Annotated in this window: 11 protein-coding genes; 7 read left to right on the top strand and 4 right to left on the bottom strand. The window is 70.8% G+C overall.

What is annotated here, in order from left to right; genetic code table 11:
• Positions 1-9: 9 nt before the first annotated feature.
• Positions 10-654: a LysE family translocator gene (locus tag ACAV_RS15485; RefSeq protein ID WP_013595515.1), complete on the top strand. Its 645-nt coding sequence runs from the start codon at positions 10-12 to the stop codon at positions 652-654.
• 6 nt (positions 655-660) lie between these two features.
• Here ACAV_RS15485 and ACAV_RS15480 read toward each other — a convergent pair whose 3' ends face one another.
• From ACAV_RS15480 to ACAV_RS15470, 3 genes are read right to left on the bottom strand one after another with little or no spacing between them, the layout of a single operon-like run.
• Positions 661-1,530 carry a LytR/AlgR family response regulator transcription factor gene (locus ACAV_RS15480; protein WP_013595514.1) on the bottom strand — a complete coding sequence of 290 codons (870 nt, stop codon included), beginning with the start codon at positions 1,528-1,530 and terminating at the stop codon, positions 661-663.
• Entirely contained in the window at positions 1,509-2,672 is a 1,164-nt protein-coding gene (locus ACAV_RS15475) for a sensor histidine kinase (protein WP_013595513.1), read from the bottom strand. Before ACAV_RS15475 ends, ACAV_RS15480 begins: the two co-directional genes overlap by 22 nt.
• Positions 2,673-2,715: 43 nt before the next feature.
• On the bottom strand, positions 2,716-3,021 hold the full coding sequence (locus tag ACAV_RS15470) for a 2TM domain-containing protein (protein ID WP_013595512.1): 306 nt from the start codon (positions 3,019-3,021) through the stop codon (positions 2,716-2,718).
• A gap of 251 nt (positions 3,022-3,272) precedes the next feature.
• Here ACAV_RS15470 and ACAV_RS15465 point away from each other — a divergent pair, with 251 nt between their 5' ends.
• The 6 genes from ACAV_RS15465 to ACAV_RS15440 all read left to right on the top strand — a co-directional run bounded on the left by ACAV_RS15465 (position 3,273) and on the right by ACAV_RS15440 (position 15,165).
• Positions 3,273-4,751: an efflux RND transporter periplasmic adaptor subunit gene (locus ACAV_RS15465; RefSeq protein WP_013595511.1), complete on the top strand. Its 1,479-nt coding sequence runs from the start codon at positions 3,273-3,275 to the stop codon at positions 4,749-4,751.
• A gap of 21 nt (positions 4,752-4,772) precedes the next feature.
• The gene (locus ACAV_RS15460; RefSeq protein WP_013595510.1) at positions 4,773-8,081 is read left to right on the top strand and encodes an efflux RND transporter permease subunit; all 3,309 of its coding nucleotides are present in this window, start codon (positions 4,773-4,775) and stop codon (positions 8,079-8,081) included.
• Positions 8,078-11,290: an efflux RND transporter permease subunit gene (locus tag ACAV_RS15455; protein WP_013595509.1), complete on the top strand. Its 3,213-nt coding sequence runs from the start codon at positions 8,078-8,080 to the stop codon at positions 11,288-11,290. Before ACAV_RS15460 ends, ACAV_RS15455 begins: the two co-directional genes overlap by 4 nt.
• Positions 11,287-12,756: an efflux transporter outer membrane subunit gene (locus tag ACAV_RS15450; protein WP_013595508.1), complete on the top strand. Its 1,470-nt coding sequence runs from the start codon at positions 11,287-11,289 to the stop codon at positions 12,754-12,756. Before ACAV_RS15455 ends, ACAV_RS15450 begins: the two co-directional genes overlap by 4 nt.
• Positions 12,757-12,795: 39 nt before the next feature.
• Entirely contained in the window at positions 12,796-13,620 is an 825-nt protein-coding gene (locus ACAV_RS15445) for an undecaprenyl-diphosphate phosphatase (RefSeq protein ID WP_013595507.1), read from the top strand.
• A gap of 216 nt (positions 13,621-13,836) precedes the next feature.
• Complete coding sequence (locus ACAV_RS15440) at positions 13,837-15,165, top strand: diguanylate cyclase domain-containing protein (RefSeq protein ID WP_013595506.1); 1,329 nt, start codon at positions 13,837-13,839, stop codon at positions 15,163-15,165.
• Positions 15,166-15,205: 40 nt separating this feature from the next.
• Here the strand turns inward: ACAV_RS15440 and ACAV_RS15435 are convergent, their stop codons facing one another.
• On the bottom strand, positions 15,206-16,678 hold the full coding sequence (locus ACAV_RS15435) for an FAD-binding oxidoreductase (RefSeq protein WP_013595505.1): 1,473 nt from the start codon (positions 16,676-16,678) through the stop codon (positions 15,206-15,208).
• Positions 16,679-16,736: the final 58 nt, after the last annotated feature.

Below are 16,736 nucleotides of genomic sequence, written 5' to 3'. Positions count from 1 at the left end.
GGACCTCCCATGGACGCTCTCCTGTTCGCTCCCGTGGCCGTGGCGATCGCGCTCACGCCCGGCCCCAACAATTTCTGCGGCCTGAACAACGGCATCCGCGCCGGGGTGGGGGCGGCGATGTTCGCCACCATCGGGCGGGCGGCGGCGTTCGCGATCTTCCTGACCGTCTCCGCCGTGGGCCTGGGGGCCATGCTGCTGGCTTCCGAGGCCGCCTTCACCACCGTGAAGTGGGTGGGCGCGGCCTACCTGTTCTGGCTGGGGTGGCGGGCCTGGAACAGCCGGGAGTTCGGCGGGCTGGACCTGCTGGAGGGCGGCGATGCGGCCGCCGCGCCCGCGCAACGCGCGGCCGTACCCACCTGGCGCGCCCTGGCCGCGCAGGAATTCCTGCTGGGCATCACCAACCCGAAGGCGATCATCCTCTTCGCGGCGATCTTTCCGCAGTTCATCGATCCGGCGCAGCCCGCCGCGCGGCAGTTCCTGGTGCTGGGCTCGGTGTACCTGCTGGCCGAGTTCGTCTCCACCGCCGTCTATGCCAGCTGTGGCCGGCAGATCCGCCGGGTGATCCGCTCGCAGCGCGGCGTGGCCAGGCTCAACAAGGCGACGGGCGGATTCTTCATGGGGGCCGGCGGGCTGCTGCTGGCGGCCAACCGCTGAACGGCCTCACATCGCCTTGAAGCGGTGGGCGTGCAGGCGGCTCACGGGCAGGCGCCCGGGCCGCTCGCGCAGGTGCAGGTGCAGGCGGCCGGCCTCGTCGCGCTCCACCGATTCGATGCCCGACGCACGCACCAGCGTGCCGCGGTGGATCTGCCAGAACACCTCGGGCTCGAGCTGCGCCGCCAGTTCCTTGAGCGGGGTGCGGATCAGGTATTCCTGCCGGGCGGTGAGCACGCGCACGTATTTGTCGGCAGCCTCGAACACCAGCACGTCCGCCACGGGGACGAGGTGGATCCGCGTGCCGCTGCTGGCCTGGATGACGGTCAACGGCGCCGCGTCCGGCCGTGGTGGCGCCACCCCCGCAGCGGGGAAGGCCGCGGCCGGCAGCAGGCCGCGCAGGCGTTCCACCAGGGCCTCGAGCCCGGCTTCGTCCCGCGGCGGCGCGCCCGCTTCCGCAGCCGTGCCGCCGTCCGGCCTGCCGGCGCGTGCCGCCAGCACCGCCTGGATCTTCCGCACGGTCTTGAGCAGCCGGGGCGCCTGCACGGGCTTGAGCAGGTAGTCGAGTGCCTGCGCCTCGAAGGCCTGCACGGCGTACTGGTCGTAGGCGGTGACGAAGACCAGGGCCGGAAAGGGCGCCTCCTGCAGCGGCCAGGCGCCTGCGATCTCCAGCGCGGCGTCCAGGCCGCTGCGGCCGGGCATGCGGATATCGAACCACAGCACGTCGGGGCGCAGCGCCAGGGCCTGGTGCACGGCACTGTCGCCGTCGCCCACGGTGGCGGCGATCTGCAGTTCCGGCCAGGCGCGGGCGAGGTCCTGGCGCAGGGCCGCGGCCAGCAGGGGTTCGTCTTCGGCGATCAGGGCACGGGGGGCTTGCATGGCATGGAAGCGTTTTCAGGGTCGGTGCCGGCAGCAGCGCCGGCCGGGGCCGCGGGCAAGCCCAGCGGCAGGAAGATGCAGGCCCTGGCACCCCGGCCGCCGTCTCCGGGCACCAGGTCCAGCGTGGCCCGAGGGCCTTCGAGGGTGGCAAGCCGCTCGCGCACCTGGGTGAGCCCGAAGCGGCTGCCGGCGCCCGGGGCGGCACCGTGCCCGGCGCGGTCCGGCCGGAGACCGGCGCCGGTGTCGAGGACGCTCAGTTCCAGGCGCGGGGACGGGCCGGGGGCGAGGCGCGCGGTGACTTCGATGCGGCCGCCCTCGACCTGCGGTTCCAGGCCATGGCGGATCGCGTTTTCCACCAGAGGCTGAAGCAGCAGGGGCGGCACGGGCACCGCTTCCAGCGATTCCGGCAGGTCCAGCGCATAGGACAGGCGCGGTCCCATGCGCACGGCCATGAGCTCCAGATAGTCGCGCAGCAGGGCGAACTCGTCCGCAAGCGGGTGGGCCGCCGCGCGCGAGGCGCCCAGGGTGGCGCGCAGGTAGGCGATGAAGTGGTCCAGCATGGCCTGCGCCTGCTGCGGGTCGGCGCCGATCAGGGCCCGCAGGTTCGCCAGGGTATTGAACATCATGTGCGGCTCGAGCTGGGTCTGCAGGAGCTTGAGCCGGGCCTCGGCCGTATCACGCTGGGCCTGCGCGATACGGCCCTCCAGGTACCGGGACTTGCCCTGCGCATAGAAGAAAAGCGATACCGCGACGCAGGCGAGCACCGTGGTGAGGACGGCCGACCCCGGGTCGCCGGATGGTGGCGCATGGGATGGCAATTGCAGTGCGCGGCAGTAGGCATCCCCGATGGCCGAGCCGGCGTGGAAACCGATGGTGCCGCTCACGGCCACCAGCATCCATCCCCGCCAGCCCAGGGGCCAGGGAATGGTGTCGTCGCGGGTCAGCCAGAGGCGCCCGACCTCCACCATCAGCCAGCTGACCATGCCGATGGACATCGAATACACCAGTTGCGCATGCCACGGGCCACGGCCATAGGCCGCCTGGATGGCGGCGATGGCCGTGCAGACGCCTGCGACGATCAGGCCGTGGAGAAGGAACTGGCGCGAGTGGAAATGCGTCATGGTGGCGGGGAGGGCCTGCATGGTGGGCGACCCGGGGCCGATTGTGCGCCCCGGCCGATGCGGTTCAGGGCTGGCGGCGCAGCGCCGCCCGCTCGCGCGCCAGCAGGTATCCGTAGATGCCTGCGCGTCCCGGCAGCGCCACCGCCAGGCCGTGTGCCAGCAGGCCCAGGCCCCAGCCGAACGCAGGGAACAGCGCCCAAGTGCGGCCCTGGGATACCGACAGTGCGGCCAGGCCCAGGTTCACGCAGGCATAGACGGCCGCGTGGACCAGCCAGCCCAGTTTGGCACTCGCGCGCCGGCGGGCAAGCCGTTCGGCGGCATCGGCGGCGAGAGGGGCGCCGGCGGCTGCAGGGCGGCGGGGGGAATGCATGTCGTTGCTCCTGGAAGGACGGCGGGAGGGAGTCCACTGTGGCCCGTCCCCGGCGGGCAGCACAGCGCGGCGCGACGGACCGACGGCGGAGCGGCGCGAAACGCGGCTCCGGGCCCGCGGGCTGCCGCCGCCAGCGTGGCCGGTATCCCGGTGGTTGTAGGGGATTTACGTTTCTTCGCATGGCAGCGGGCAAAACGCCACGTTGAGCTTCTACGATCGGGGCGCAGTCCTCGCCACCGTATCCGATGCCCATGAGCCCCAACGACCCCCACGCCGCTCCGCCCGCCGCCCCCGTGCCCGGTCCTGAAGGAGGCCCGCGCCCGCCCGGCCGGCGCGCCCGATGGCTCGGCGCAGTGGTGGCGGTGCTGGCCGTCGCCCTGCTGTGCGCGGGCGCCTGGTGGCTGGTGCAGCGCTCCAAGGCCCCCGTGGCCGGTCCGGGGTTTCCCGCGGCGGGCGGACCGGGAGGGCCGGCCCGGCCGGCCGGTGGCGGGGCAGGGCCCGGCGGCGGCCGGTTGCTGGTCACGGTGGGCGAGGCGACGGTCCGCCAGATGCGCCTGCCGGTGGCCATCGAGGCCCTGGGCACGGTGACGCCGGTCGCCACCGTCACGCTCCGGCCCCAGGTGGCGGGCGTGCTCACCGAGGTGCTGTTCACCGAAGGGCAGATGGTGCGCAAGGGCCAGGTGCTCGCCCAGATCGATGCGCGCCCCTACGAGCAGGCGCTGATGCAGGCAGAGGGCACGCTGCGGCGCGACGAGGCACAGCTGGAGAACGCGCGCATCACCCTGGAGCGTTACCGCACGCTGCTGTCGCAGGACTCCATCGCCCGGCAGGACGTGGACACGCAGGCCGCGCTGGTCAAGCAGCTGGAAGGCACCGTGATGACCGACCGCGCGCAGGAGCGCACCGCGCGCCTCAACCTCGGCTACACGCGCGTGACGGCGCCGGCCGCGGGCCGCATCGGCCTGCGCTCCGTGGATGCGGGTAACTACGTGACCACGGGCGATACCACGGGCCTGGCCACCATCACCCAGACCACGCCGATCGACGTGCAGTTCTCCATCCCGCAGGACCGCGTCGCCGACGTGCAGACCGCCGCCGCCGAGGCAGGCACCGCGGGGCTGCCGGTGGTGGCCAAGGACCGTACCCGCACCACGGACCTCGCCCAGGGCTGCTTCTCCACCCTGGACAACCTGGTGGACACCGCCACCGGCACCGTGAAGGCCAAGGCGCGCTTCGCCAATGCCGACGGCCGGCTCTTCCCCAGCCAGTTCGTGAACGTGCGGATGGAACTGCGCGAGGTGGAGGCCCTGGTGGTGCCCGTGACCGCGGTGCGGACCGGGGCGAACGGCGACTTCGTGTACGTGATCAACGACGACCGCACGGTGACGCTGCGCAAGGTGCGGCGCGGCCAGTCCACGGTGGAGTGGGTGGCGATCGCGGAAGGCCTGAAGCCCGGCGAGCGCGTGGTGACCGAAGGCGGCGACCGCCTGCGCGACGGCGCGCGGGTGCAGCTGCAGGAGCCCGGCGGACCGGGAGGGGCCCAGGGCGCGCCGGGGCGGCGCGGGCGGGCTTCCGGTGCGTCCTGGCCGGCGGGGGCGGAGCGCGGCGGTGCCGACGGCTCCGACGGCGCACCGCACCGCCGCCGGCACCGCCCGGATGCCGGTGAAGCGTCGCCGGCCGCGTCGGCCCCGGCCGCCGCGGCGGCGTCGGCGCCTGCCAGCCGTTCCTGATCCCCGCCCGCTTTCCCGTCCATGAGTCCCTCGCGTCCCTTCATCGAGCGGCCCGTCGCCACCGCGCTCCTCATGCTGGCCATCGTGCTGGCGGGGCTGGTGGGATTCCGCTTCCTGCCCCTGTCGGCCCTGCCGCAGGTGGACTACCCGACCATCCAGGTACAGACGCTCTATCCCGGCGCCAGCCCGGAGGTCATGAGCCGCAACGTCACCGCGCCGCTGGAGCGGCAGTTCGGGCAGATGCCGGGCCTGGCCCGCATGGCCTCCACCAGCGCGGCGGGCGTGTCCATAGTCACCCTGCAGTTCGACCTGGGCCTGGCCATCGACATCGCCGAGCAGGAAGTGCAGGCGGCCATCAATGCCGGCTCCTCGCTGCTGCCCACCGACCTGCCCGCCCCGCCGGTCTATGCCAAGGTGAACCCGGCCGACGCGCCGGTGCTCACGCTGGCGATCAGCTCCGACACCATGCCGCTCACCGAAGTGCAGAACCTCGTGAACACGCGGCTGGCGCAGAAGATCAGCCAGGTGCAGGGCGTGGGCCTGGTGACCCTGGCCGGCGGACAGCGGCCCGCCGTGCGCATCCAGGCCGACACCAAGGCGCTGGCCTCCTACGGCATCGGGCTGGACACGCTGCGCACCGCCATCTCGGCGGCCAACGCCAACAGCGCCAAGGGCAGCTTCGACGGTCCGCAGCGCGCCTACACCATCAACGCCAACGACCAGCTCCTCACGGTGGACGACTACAAGCGGCTCATCGTGTCCTGGAAGAACGGCGCGCCGGTCCGCATGGTCGATGTCGCCCGCGTGGTGAACGGCGCCGAGAACGACCGGCTGGGCGCATGGGCCGGCGTCCGCGCCGCGCCGGGCCGCCCCAGGCAAGCGGAGGCCCCCCCGGGGGGCAGCGAACCAGGCGAAGCCGGGAGCGTGGGGGCCACCGAGCCGCCGCCGGGCCGCCCCAAGGCGGCGAGCGCCCCCCCGGGGGGCAGCGAACCAGGCGAAGCCGGGAGCGTGGGGGCCACATTGACGCCTGCGATCATTTTGAACGTGCAGCGCCAGCCGGGCGCCAACGTGATTTCCACGGTGGACAGCATCCAGCGCCAGCTGCCCGAACTGCAGGCCGGACTGCCCGCGGGCCTGGACGTGCAGGTGCTCTCGGACCGCACCACGGGCATCCGGGCATCCGTCCACCACGTCGAGATGGAGCTGGTGCTCGCCGTGCTGATGGTGGTGCTGGTGATTTTCTTCTTCCTGCACAGCCTGCGCGCCACGGTCATCGCCAGCCTGGCCGTGCCGATCTCGCTCATCGGCACCTGCGGCGTGATGTACCTGCTGGGCTACAGCCTGAACAACCTGAGCCTGATGGCGCTCACCATCGCCACCGGCTTCGTGGTGGACGATGCCATCGTGATGATCGAGAACATCGCCCGGTACATCGAGGAAGGCGAGCCGCCGTTCCAGGCTGCGCTCAAGGGCGCCACGCAGATCGGCTTCACCATCATCTCGCTCACGGTGTCGCTGATCGCGGTGCTGATCCCGCTGCTGTTCATGAGCGACGTGGTGGGCCGCCTGTTCCGCGAGTTCGCGGTGACGCTGGCGCTCACCATCCTGATCTCGGCGGTGGTCTCGCTCACCCTGGTGCCGATGATGTCCGCGCGCTGGCTGCGCGCCGTGCCCGACACCCCGCCGCGCGGGCTGGGCGGCGCCATCCAGCGCGGTTTCGACCGCGTGATCGCCCGCTACGACGTCTGGCTGCAGTGGGTGCTGCGCCGCCAAGGCGCGACACTCGTCGTGGCCCTGCTGACGCTGGCGCTCACCGTGGTGCTGTACATCTTCATCCCCAAGGGCCTGTTTCCCACGCAGGACACGGGCCAGCTGCAAGGCCGCCTGGTGGCGGCGCAGGATGTCTCGTTCGAACGCATGAGCGGGCTGCAGCAGGAGGCCGTGCGCGCCATCCTGCAGGACCCCGACGTGGCCTCGCTCAGTTCCTTCGTGGGGGTGGACGGCGCCAACAACGCCATGCTCAACACGGGCAGCCTGCTCATCAACCTCAAGGAGGGGCGCGACAGCCAGGAGGTGGTCATGCGGCGGCTGCGCGACCGGGTGAATGCCGTGGCGGGCGTCACCCTGTACCTGCAGCCCACGCAGGACCTGACCATCGACGCGGAAACCGGGCCCACGGAATACCGCGCCACCATCGGCGGCGTCGATTCCGCCGAGGTGAACGCCTGGACGAACAAGCTCGTGGAGCGGCTGCGCACGGTGCCGCAGGTGCGCAACGCCACCACCGACGCGGGCGCGCAGGGTCTCTCAGCCTTCGTGGACATCGACCGGGCCACGGCCGCGCGCCTCTCGGTCACCGCCAGTTCGGTGGACGACACCCTCTACAGCGCCTTCGGACAGCGCATCGTCTCCACCATCTTCACCGAGACCAACCAGTACCGCGTGATCCTGGAGGCGCAGAAGGAGGGGCTGTCCAGCCCCGAGGCGCTGGGCACGCTGCAGCTGCGCACGGGCGGCGGGGCACCCACGCCGCTGTCGGCCGTCGCGACCATCCGCGAGCAGCCGGCGCCCCTGCAGATCACTCGCGTGGCGCAATACCCGGCGGCCACGCTGGGCTTCGACAGGGCCGATGGTGCCTCCCTGGGCGAATCGGTCGATGCGATCCGCGCCGCGGCGAAGGAGATCGGCATGCCCGCGGGCCTGTCGATGCAGTTCCAGGGCGCGGCCGGGGCCTACGAGAAGTCGCTCACCAGCCAGCTCTGGCTGATCCTGGCCGCGATGGTCTGCGTCTACATCGTGCTGGGCGTGCTCTACGAGAGCTACGTGCACCCGCTCACCATCCTCTCGACGCTGCCCTCGGCCGGCGTGGGCGCGCTGCTCGCGCTCATGCTCACGGGCAACGACCTCGGGGTGATCGGCATCATCGGCATCATCCTGCTGATCGGCATCGTCAAGAAGAACGCGATCATGATGATCGACTTCGCCATCGACGCCGAGCGTGGCCAGGGACTGCCGCCGCACGAGGCCATCCACCAGGCCGCGCTGCTGCGTTTCCGTCCCATCCTCATGACCACGCTGGCCGCGCTGTTCGCCGCGCTGCCGCTGATGCTGGGCTGGGGCGAGGGCGCTGAACTGCGCCGGCCGCTGGGCCTGGCGATCTTCGGCGGGCTGGTGCTGAGCCAGCTGCTCACGCTCTTCACCACGCCGGTGATCTACCTCGCCTTCGACCGGCTGGGCCGCCGCTGGACGGGCCGGGGCACGGCCGCGGCACCCGAGGTGCCCGCCGCCCTGGCGCCGCCGGCCGCACCGGCCGGGGAGGGCCGCCCGTGAACCTCTCGCGCCCCTTCGTCGAGCGGCCCGTGGCGACGGTGCTGCTGACCATCGGCATCGCGCTGGCGGGCATTGCGGCGTTCTTCCTGCTGCCGGTGGCGCCGCTGCCGCAGGTGGACTATCCGGCCATTTCCGTCTCGGCCAGCCTGCCCGGCGCCAGCCCCGAGACCATGGCCACCAGCGTGGCGACGCCGCTGGAGCGGCGCCTGGGCGTGATCGCGGGCGTGAACGAGATGACGTCCTCCAGCTCGAGCGGTTCGGCGCGCATCAGCCTGCAGTTCGACCTGAATCGCAAGATCGACAGCGCCGCGCGCGAAGTGCAGGCCTCCATCAACGCCTCGCGGGCGGACCTGCCCGCCACCCTGCGCAGCAACCCCACCTACCGCAAGATCAACCCGGCGGATTCGCCGGTCATCATCCTCGCGCTCACCTCCAGGTCGCGCACCCCGGGCGAGATCTACGATGCCGTCTCCAACGTGGTCAGCCAGCGGATCTCCCAGGTGGAGGGCGTGGGCGACGTGGAGATCGGCGGCGGCTCGCTGCCCGCCGTGCGCGTGGAACTGCTGCCGTTCGCGCTGAACCGCTACGGCATCGGCTCGGAGGACGTGCGCGCCGCCATCCAGGCGGCCAACGCCAACCGGCCCAAGGGCGCCATCGAGAGCGACGGCCGCCGCATGCAGATCTACACCCCGTCGCCGTCGCGGCGCGCCGCCGACTACGCGGACCTCGTCATCGCCTGGCGCGACGGCGCGCCGGTGCGCCTGGGCGACGTGGCGCAGGTGATCGACGGCGTGGAGAACACCCGCACGCTCGGCCTCTTCAACGGCGAGCCGGCCATCGTCGTGCTGATCACGCGCCAGCCGGGCGCCAACATCATCCAGACGGTGGACGGCGTGCGCGCGCTCATCCCTTCGCTGCAGGCGCAGCTGCCGCAGGACATCCGCATCGCAGTGGCCTCGGACAGCACCAACTCCATCCGTGCCTCGCTGCGCGAGATCGAGGTCACCCTGATGGTCTCCATCGCGCTGGTGGTGCTGGTGGTGGGCCTGTTCCTGCGCAAGGCCCGCGCCACGGTCATCCCGGCGGTGGCCACGGTGGTCTCGCTGCTGGGCACCTTCGGCATCATGTACCTGCTGGGCTTCAGCCTGAACAACCTCAGCCTCATGGCCCTCACGGTGGCCACCGGCTTCGTGGTGGACGATGCCATCGTGGTGCTGGAGAACACCAGCCGCCACATCGAGGCCGGCATGGACCGCATGGAGGCGGCCCTGCAGGGCGCGCGCGAGGTCGGCTTCACCGTGCTGTCCATCAGCCTGTCGCTCGTGGCGGTGTTCATCCCGCTGCTCTTCATGGACGGGCAGGTGGGCCGGCTGTTCCGCGAGTTCGCGGTCACGCTCTCCGTGGCGGTGGCGATCTCGCTGGTGATCTCGCTCACCACCACGCCGATGATGTGCGCGTGGCTGCTGCGCTCGGACGGTGCTGGCGGCCACGCGGACGCCCCGCTCCGGCCCCGGGGCCGCTTCGCCCGCTGGACCGTAGCCGCGCAGGATGCGGTGCTGCGCGGCTACGGCCATGCGCTGGACTGGGCGCTGGCGAGCAAGGCGCTCGTCATCGTGATCCTGCTCGCGGTGATCGGCCTCAACGTGTACCTGTTCAGCCACATCCCCAAAGGCTTTTTCCCGCAGCAGGACAACGGCCAGCTCGTGGCCGGGCTGCGCGCGGACCAGAGCATTTCGTCCGGGGCGCTGGCGGGCAAGCTGCGCCAGGCCGTGGACATCATCCGCAAGGACCCGGCCGTGGACACCGTGGTGGGGTTCTCGGGGGGAGGGCGCGCGGGCGGCGGCTTCATGTTCGTCAACCTCAAGCCCGTGTCCGAGCGCAGCGACCCGAGCATGGCCGTGGTCGGCCGGCTGCGGCCGCAGCTCGCCGCGCTCACCGGCCTGCAGGTCTTCCTCTCGCCCGTGCAGGACCTGCGCATGGGCGGGCGCTCCAGCAATTCCACCTACCAGTACACGCTCAAGAGCGACAACCTCGCCGACATGCGCGTCTGGGCGACCAAGCTGGCCGAGCGCCTGAAGCAGGAGACGCTGCTCACCGACGTGGACACCGACCAGGCCGACAACGGCTCGGAAACCTACGTGGAGGTGGACCGCGACAGCGCCGCGCGCCTGGGCGTGAGCGCGGCCGCCATCGACGCGGTGCTCTACAACGCCTTCGGCCAGCGGTCCGTGGCCACCATCTACAGCGAGCTGAACCAGTATTCGGTCATCATGGAGTGGGCCCCCGGCTACACGCGAGGCCCGCCAGCGCTCAAGGACATCTTCGTGCCGGCCAACCCGTCGGGCGCCACCGGTTCCCCGGCCAACCCCGGCCAGCGCGGAGCGTCCACCGGGCAGGTGCTGGCCAACACCCAGGAAAGCATGGTGCCGCTCTCGGCCATCGCGAAGGTGGTGGAGCGCTCGTCGCCCACCTCCATCAGCCACCAGGACGGCGAGCTGGCCACCACCATCTCCTTCAACCTGGACGGCAACACCTCGCTCGGCGAGGCGCGGCAGATCATTGCCCAGGCCGAGGCCGACATCGCCATGCCCACCAACGTGCGCGGCAGCTTCGAGGGCACGGCGCGCAGCTTCCAGCAGACGCAGGGGCAGCAGTTCTTCCTGATCCTGGCGGCCATCGTGGTGATCTACATCGTGCTGGGCATCCTCTACGAGAGCCTGATCCACCCCGTCACCGTGCTCACCACGCTGCCCTCGGCCGGCGTGGGCGCGGTACTCGCGCTGCTGCTGTTCAACATGCAGTTCACCATCATCGCGCTCATCGGCGTATTCCTGCTGATCGGCATCGTGAAGAAGAACGCCATCCTCATCATCGACTTCGCGCTGGAGGCCGAGCGCGCGCGCGGCCTGTCGGCCACGCAGGCGGTGCGCGAGGCCTGCATGCTGCGCTTCCGCCCCATCCTGATGACGACGCTGGCCGCCGCCCTGGGCGCGCTGCCGCTGGCCATCGGCTTCGGGCAGGGGTCCGAACTGCGGCAGCCCCTGGGCGTGGCCATCATCGGCGGGTTGATCGCCAGCCAGTTGCTCACGCTGCTGACCACGCCCGTGGTCTATGTGCTGCTCGACCGGCTCCGCCGCCCCTCCGGCAACGAACGACACCTCAGCCGCGCCGCCGACACGGCACCCGCCGTGCCCGCGCAACAACCATGACCTTCGATCCTTCCACCCCGCGCATGCTGCGCGCCTGCGCCGCGGCGCTGCTGCCGGCCTGGCTGGCCGCCTGCTCGGTCGCGCCGCCCTACCAGCCCCCGGCGCTCGCCACCCCCATGCCCACCGCCTTCAAGGAGGCGGGCGCGCTCTGGCAGCCGGCCGCGCCCGCCGACGCCGCCGACCGCGGCGACTGGTGGACGCTGTTCGGCGACGAGGAACTCAACCGCCTCGCCGCCCAGGTGCAGGTATCGAACCAGAACATCGCCGCTGCCGTGGCCGCCTATGCCCAGGCCCAGGGGCTGGTGCGCGAGCAGCGCGCCGGGCTGCTGCCTGGCGTGAGCCTGTCGGCCAGCGAGAGCCGCGCGGGCGGCGAGGGCTCCGCGCGCCGTGGCACCACTACCCAGGCGGCATTGGGCGCGACCTGGGCGCCGGACGTGTGGGGCCGCCTGGGCAGCACCGTGGACAGCGCCCGCGCCAGTGCCCAGGCGAGCGAGGCGGACCTGGCCGCGGCGCGGCTCTCCGCCGTGGGCTCGCTCGTGGCCGCCTACTTCCAGCTGCGCGAGGCGGATGCCGAGGCCGCCTTGCTGGGCGACACGGTGCAGGCCTACGAACGCGCCCTGCGCATCGCCCAGAACCGCTACGACGCCGGCGTGGCCGCGCAGTCGGACGTGCTGCAGGCGCGCACCCAGCTCGCCAACGCCCGCGCCGACCTCGCCACCGCGCAGCGCAACCGTGCCGGCTACGAGCACGCCATCGCCGTGCTGGCCGGCCAGCCGCCGGCCGCATTCAGCCTGCCTGCCGGCACCTGGGTGGCCAGCGTGCCCGCGGTGCCTGCGGCGCTGCCCTCGACCCTGCTCGAGCGCCGCCCGGACATCGCCGCGGCCGAACGCGCCGTCGCCGCCGCCAACGCGCAGATCGGCGTGCAGCGCTCCGCCTATTTCCCCAGCTTCAGCCTCACGGCCTCCCTGGGGCGCAGCGGCACCAGCCTGGGTGACCTGTTCAGCGCCTCCGGTGCGCTGTGGTCGCTGGGCCTGTCGGCCGCGCAGACAGTGTTCGACGGCGGTGCCATCGCCGCGCGCGTGGACCAGGCACGCGCGGCCCGCGACGCGCGCGTGGCCAACTACCGCCAGACGGTGCTCGGTGCCTTCCAGACGGTGGAAGACCAGCTCACGGCGGTGCGCACCCTGCAGGCGCAGGAGCCGCTGCGGCAGGAGGCCGTCTCGGCCGCCCAGCGCACGGAGGAGCAGATGCTCAACCGCTACCGCGCCGGGCAGGTGAGCTATACCGACGTGGTCACCGCCCAGGTGGCTGCGCTGTCGGCGCGGCGCGCATTGCTGCAGCTGCAGGTGAACCGCCAGCTCGCGGTGGCATCGCTCATCCAGGCCCTGGGCGGCGGCTGGCAGGCCTCCTGGATGGAGGGAAGCGGCGCCGCCACGGCCGGGCAGGGCGCTGCCGAGCCCCGATAATCCGCGGCTGCTTTCCCCACCACACGAAAAAGGATTTCCGTGGATTTCATCTTGCTGGCCAAGGCCGCCGTCATGGGCGTGGTCGAGGGCCTGACCGAGTTCCTTCCCATCTCCTCCACCGGCCACCTGATCCTCGCGGGCGCGCTGCTCGGTTTCGACGACGACAAGGCCAAGGTATTCGACATCGCCATCCAGACCGGCGCGATCTTCGCGGTCGTGCTGGTGTACTGGCAGAAAATCCGCGAAACCCTGGTGGCGCTGCCCACCCAGCCCCGCGCCCGGCGCTTCGCGCTCAACGTGCTCATCGGCTTCCTGCCGGCCGTGGTGCTCGCGCTGATCTTCGGCAAGGCGATCAAGGAGCACCTCTTCACGCCGGTGGTCGTGGCATCCACCTTCATCCTGGGCGGCTTCGTCATCCTCTGGGCGGAACGGCGGGCCCCCGGCGCCGTACGCGTGGACTCCGTGGACGACATGACCCCGCTGGACGCACTGAAAGTGGGCCTGGTGCAGTGCCTGGCCATGGTGCCGGGTACGAGCCGCAGCGGCGCCACCATCATCGGCGGGATGCTGCTGGGCCTGTCGCGCAAGGCTGCCACCGATTTCTCGTTCTTCCTGGCGATCCCCACGCTGATCGGCGCGGGCGTGTACAGCCTCTACAAGGAGCGGCACCTGCTGTCGATGTCCGACCTGCCGCTGTTCGCCGTGGGCCTGCTGTTCTCGTTCGTGAGCGCCTGGCTGTGCGTGCGCTGGCTGCTGCGCTACATCAGCACCCACAGCTTCGTGCCTTTCGCCTACTACCGCATCGTTTTCGGCATCGTGGTGCTTGCCACAGCCTGGACCGGCTGGGTACACTGGGCGGAATGACTTTCCGCGCCGCGGCACGGAAGGCGTGCGTGTGCCGTTTCATATCACTACATAGCACATGCTGCTATGTGAAAAGGAAAGTGATAAGCTGAGCGCTATCGAGGGCCCCTGGTAGCGCTGCATTCGACGGGGGATGACGCAGACAGGGTCCGGGCCTGCCGGCCGTACCGCGCATGCGGAGGCAGGTGCCGGACGGTAGAGGAACCGCTGTCCACCATGACGCCGAATCCATTGCCGCTGGACGGCATGTCTTCCGTTGCCGGGATGGCGCCGGACATTTCAGACACAGACATGCTCAGCCTGCTCACGCGCAATGTGGGCGCCACCGTCGCCGTCATTTCCCGTGCAGAGCGCGTCGTCTATGTCAACGACGAGTACGCCCGCTGGTTCCGGGCAGCGCCCTCCGACATCGTCGGAAAGACCCTGCTCGAGCTTTACGGGGAATACAACCATTCCCGCTTCATGCCCTATGTGCAGCGCGTGCTGCTGGGTGAGCGGGTGAGCTACCAGCGGCTGGTGCTCGACCCCGAAGGTCGCGAATCCTGGCGCACGATCTGCCTGTCCCCCTGGCGGGACATGCGCGGAGACATCGTCGGGTTCGTGACGGCCGCGCTGGACGTGGACGAGCTGCAGGTCGCCATGAACGCGCTGCGCGCGGCCAACCAGCGGCTGTCCTCCCACATGGACAACAGCCCCCTGGCCGTGCTCGAGATGGATGACCAGCTCCGGGTGCTGCGCTGCTCGCGCCGCGCCATCGAACTCATGGGCTGGCAGGACCTGGTGCAGATCGAGCACCGCCGCCTGCACGAACTGCCCGGCACCTCCGCCATGGACCACCACCTGTCCCAGGCGTTCTCCGAACTGCGTTCCGGCCGTGCCACCCGCAACCGGGTGGAATCGAGCCTGATGCGCGCGGACGGCACCGAGGTGCATTGCGAGTGGTTCAATTCGGCGCTCACCGACGAGATCGGCCGCGTAACCTCGATCATGTCGCTGGTGCAGGACATCTCGGCCAAGATGGAGATATCGCGGCAGCAGCACTACCTGGCCAACCATGACTCGCTCACGGGCCTGCACAACCGATCGGCCTTCCACAACCGCTTCGAGCGCTCGCTGTCCGAGGTCCGCACGCGCGGCGGCGCGGTCGCCCTGCTGTTCATCGACCTCGACGGCTTCAAGAAGATCAACGACGGGCACGGCCACAAGGTCGGCGACGAGGTGCTGCGCTACGTGGCCCGCCGGCTGGCCCATGCCGTGCGCGGCAACGATACCGTGGCCCGCCTGGGCGGCGATGAATTCCTGGTGATGCTCGACACCGACGTGCAGGAAGACCTCGCCGGTCAGATCGGCTCGCGCATCATCTCGGCCATCTCCGAGCCCATGGATGTCGGGGGCCATGACGTGCGCGTGGGCGCGAGCATCGGAGTGGCCATGCATCCACCGCTCGCGGGCGACATCGAACTGCTCATGACCCGCGCCGACCAGGCCATGTACGCCGCCAAGCGCTCTGGCCCCGGCTGCGTGCGCTACGCCGGCCGGGGCTGAGCGAAGCGGGGAAGGCGGGGCGCCTGCCCCGTGCCTGCGACTAAGGCTTCACGCTCTGCGCGAAGTGGAAGAAGTTGTCCGGATCGTAGGCCCGCTTGACCCTCTGGAGCCGGGCGTACACATCCTGGCCCCAGTAGGCATCCACGTAGTTCTGCAGCGAGCCGTCCGGGTAGTTCTGGTACACCTTGCCGGTCAGCATCGGACGCATCAGCGCCTGGAATCCCGCCAGCCAGTTCTGCACCACCTCGCGGTCTTCCGGTCGGGTCCAGAACACGTCCATCACGAAATCCGCGTCCACGTGGCGGTGGATGAAGGCGCTGTCCTCCACCGGGTAGCGCGCGATCGCCCCGCCATAGGGCTCCAGGTAAGCCATCGAATACGTGTTGGGCGACGTGGCGAAGTAGTCGATCACCGACTGCCATTGCGCCTTGGTGAGCTGCCTGTCCAGGTAGCCGCAGGCCTTGCTTTCGCAGGTGCCCTCCGTCAGGCCCTGGGGCAGGTCGTAGGGGTGGTCGTCCAGGTACCGGTTCATGGCGGGGTAGCTGCCGCTGCGGTTCACGAGCAGCTGGGCCGTCCGGAAGTTCATCAGCGGGGCGATGGCCGCCATGCCGTCGTCGCGGGAGCCGCAGTACATGCCCTGGATCATGAACACCGGCTTTCCGTCGCGGAAGCCCAGGTTCATCATGTAGCCCAGCGCGTCCGGAGCGCCGGTGCGCATGAATTGCTCCTGCAGCAGCACCAGCACGTCGGCGGCGTCGGCGGCTTCCCAGGAAATGGCCCAGGCCCAGACGCTCGGCAGCCGCACCATGCGGTAGGTGACCTGCAGCAGCACCCCGAAGTTGCCGCCCGTGCCGCCGCGCATGGCCCAGTACAGCTCGGCGTTCTCTGTCGCGCTGGCCGTCACGATCCGGCCGTCGGCCAGGGCCACGCGCATCGACTCCACCAGGTCGCTCTGGATGCCGTACGCCCGGGAGGTGTAGCCGTAGCCCCCGCCCTGCACGAAGCCTCCCACGCAGACATTTCCGCAGGCGCCTGTCGGCACGTGCCAGCCCGTCGCGCCCATGGAGCCGTTGAAATGGTCGAAATCCGTGCCCGGCAGCACATGCACCCGTTCGGTGCCCGGGTCGATCATCACGCCGCTGAGATCGCTCAGGTCGATCACCACGCCCATCTGGTTGACGGAGTAGCCGGCCGTGCTGTGGCCTCCGCAGCGGACCGCGACCCAGGCCTTCCATGTCCTGGCGAAGGCCAGGCTCAGCATCACGTCGTCTTCGCACTCGCAATAGATGATGAGCAGCGGATAGGCCTGGAACGCAGGGTTCGATTCCTGCCGGGCCTCGTCGTAGTCCGCGCTGCCGGGCAGCACGACCCGCCCGACCAGCTCATCCTCGAGCGCGATCAGCGCGTCCCACGGCCACGGGGTATCGGCCGATCCGTTGGCGGCGGCGAGGCCGCGCAGGTGCGCGACGCGCCGGTCTTTGGCAAGGCGGGCAGGACTTTTTCGTTGGGCCATGGTGGGATTCCCTCGTTTGGATCAGGTGGCAGGCTCGGACGTGGCGGGTCTGCAGGAG

The sequence above is a fragment of the Paracidovorax avenae ATCC 19860 genome, assembly GCF_000176855.2.
Classification (GTDB): Bacteria; Pseudomonadota; Gammaproteobacteria; order Burkholderiales; family Burkholderiaceae_C; genus Paracidovorax; species Paracidovorax avenae.
This window is presented reverse-complemented; position numbering and strand designations above follow the sequence as displayed.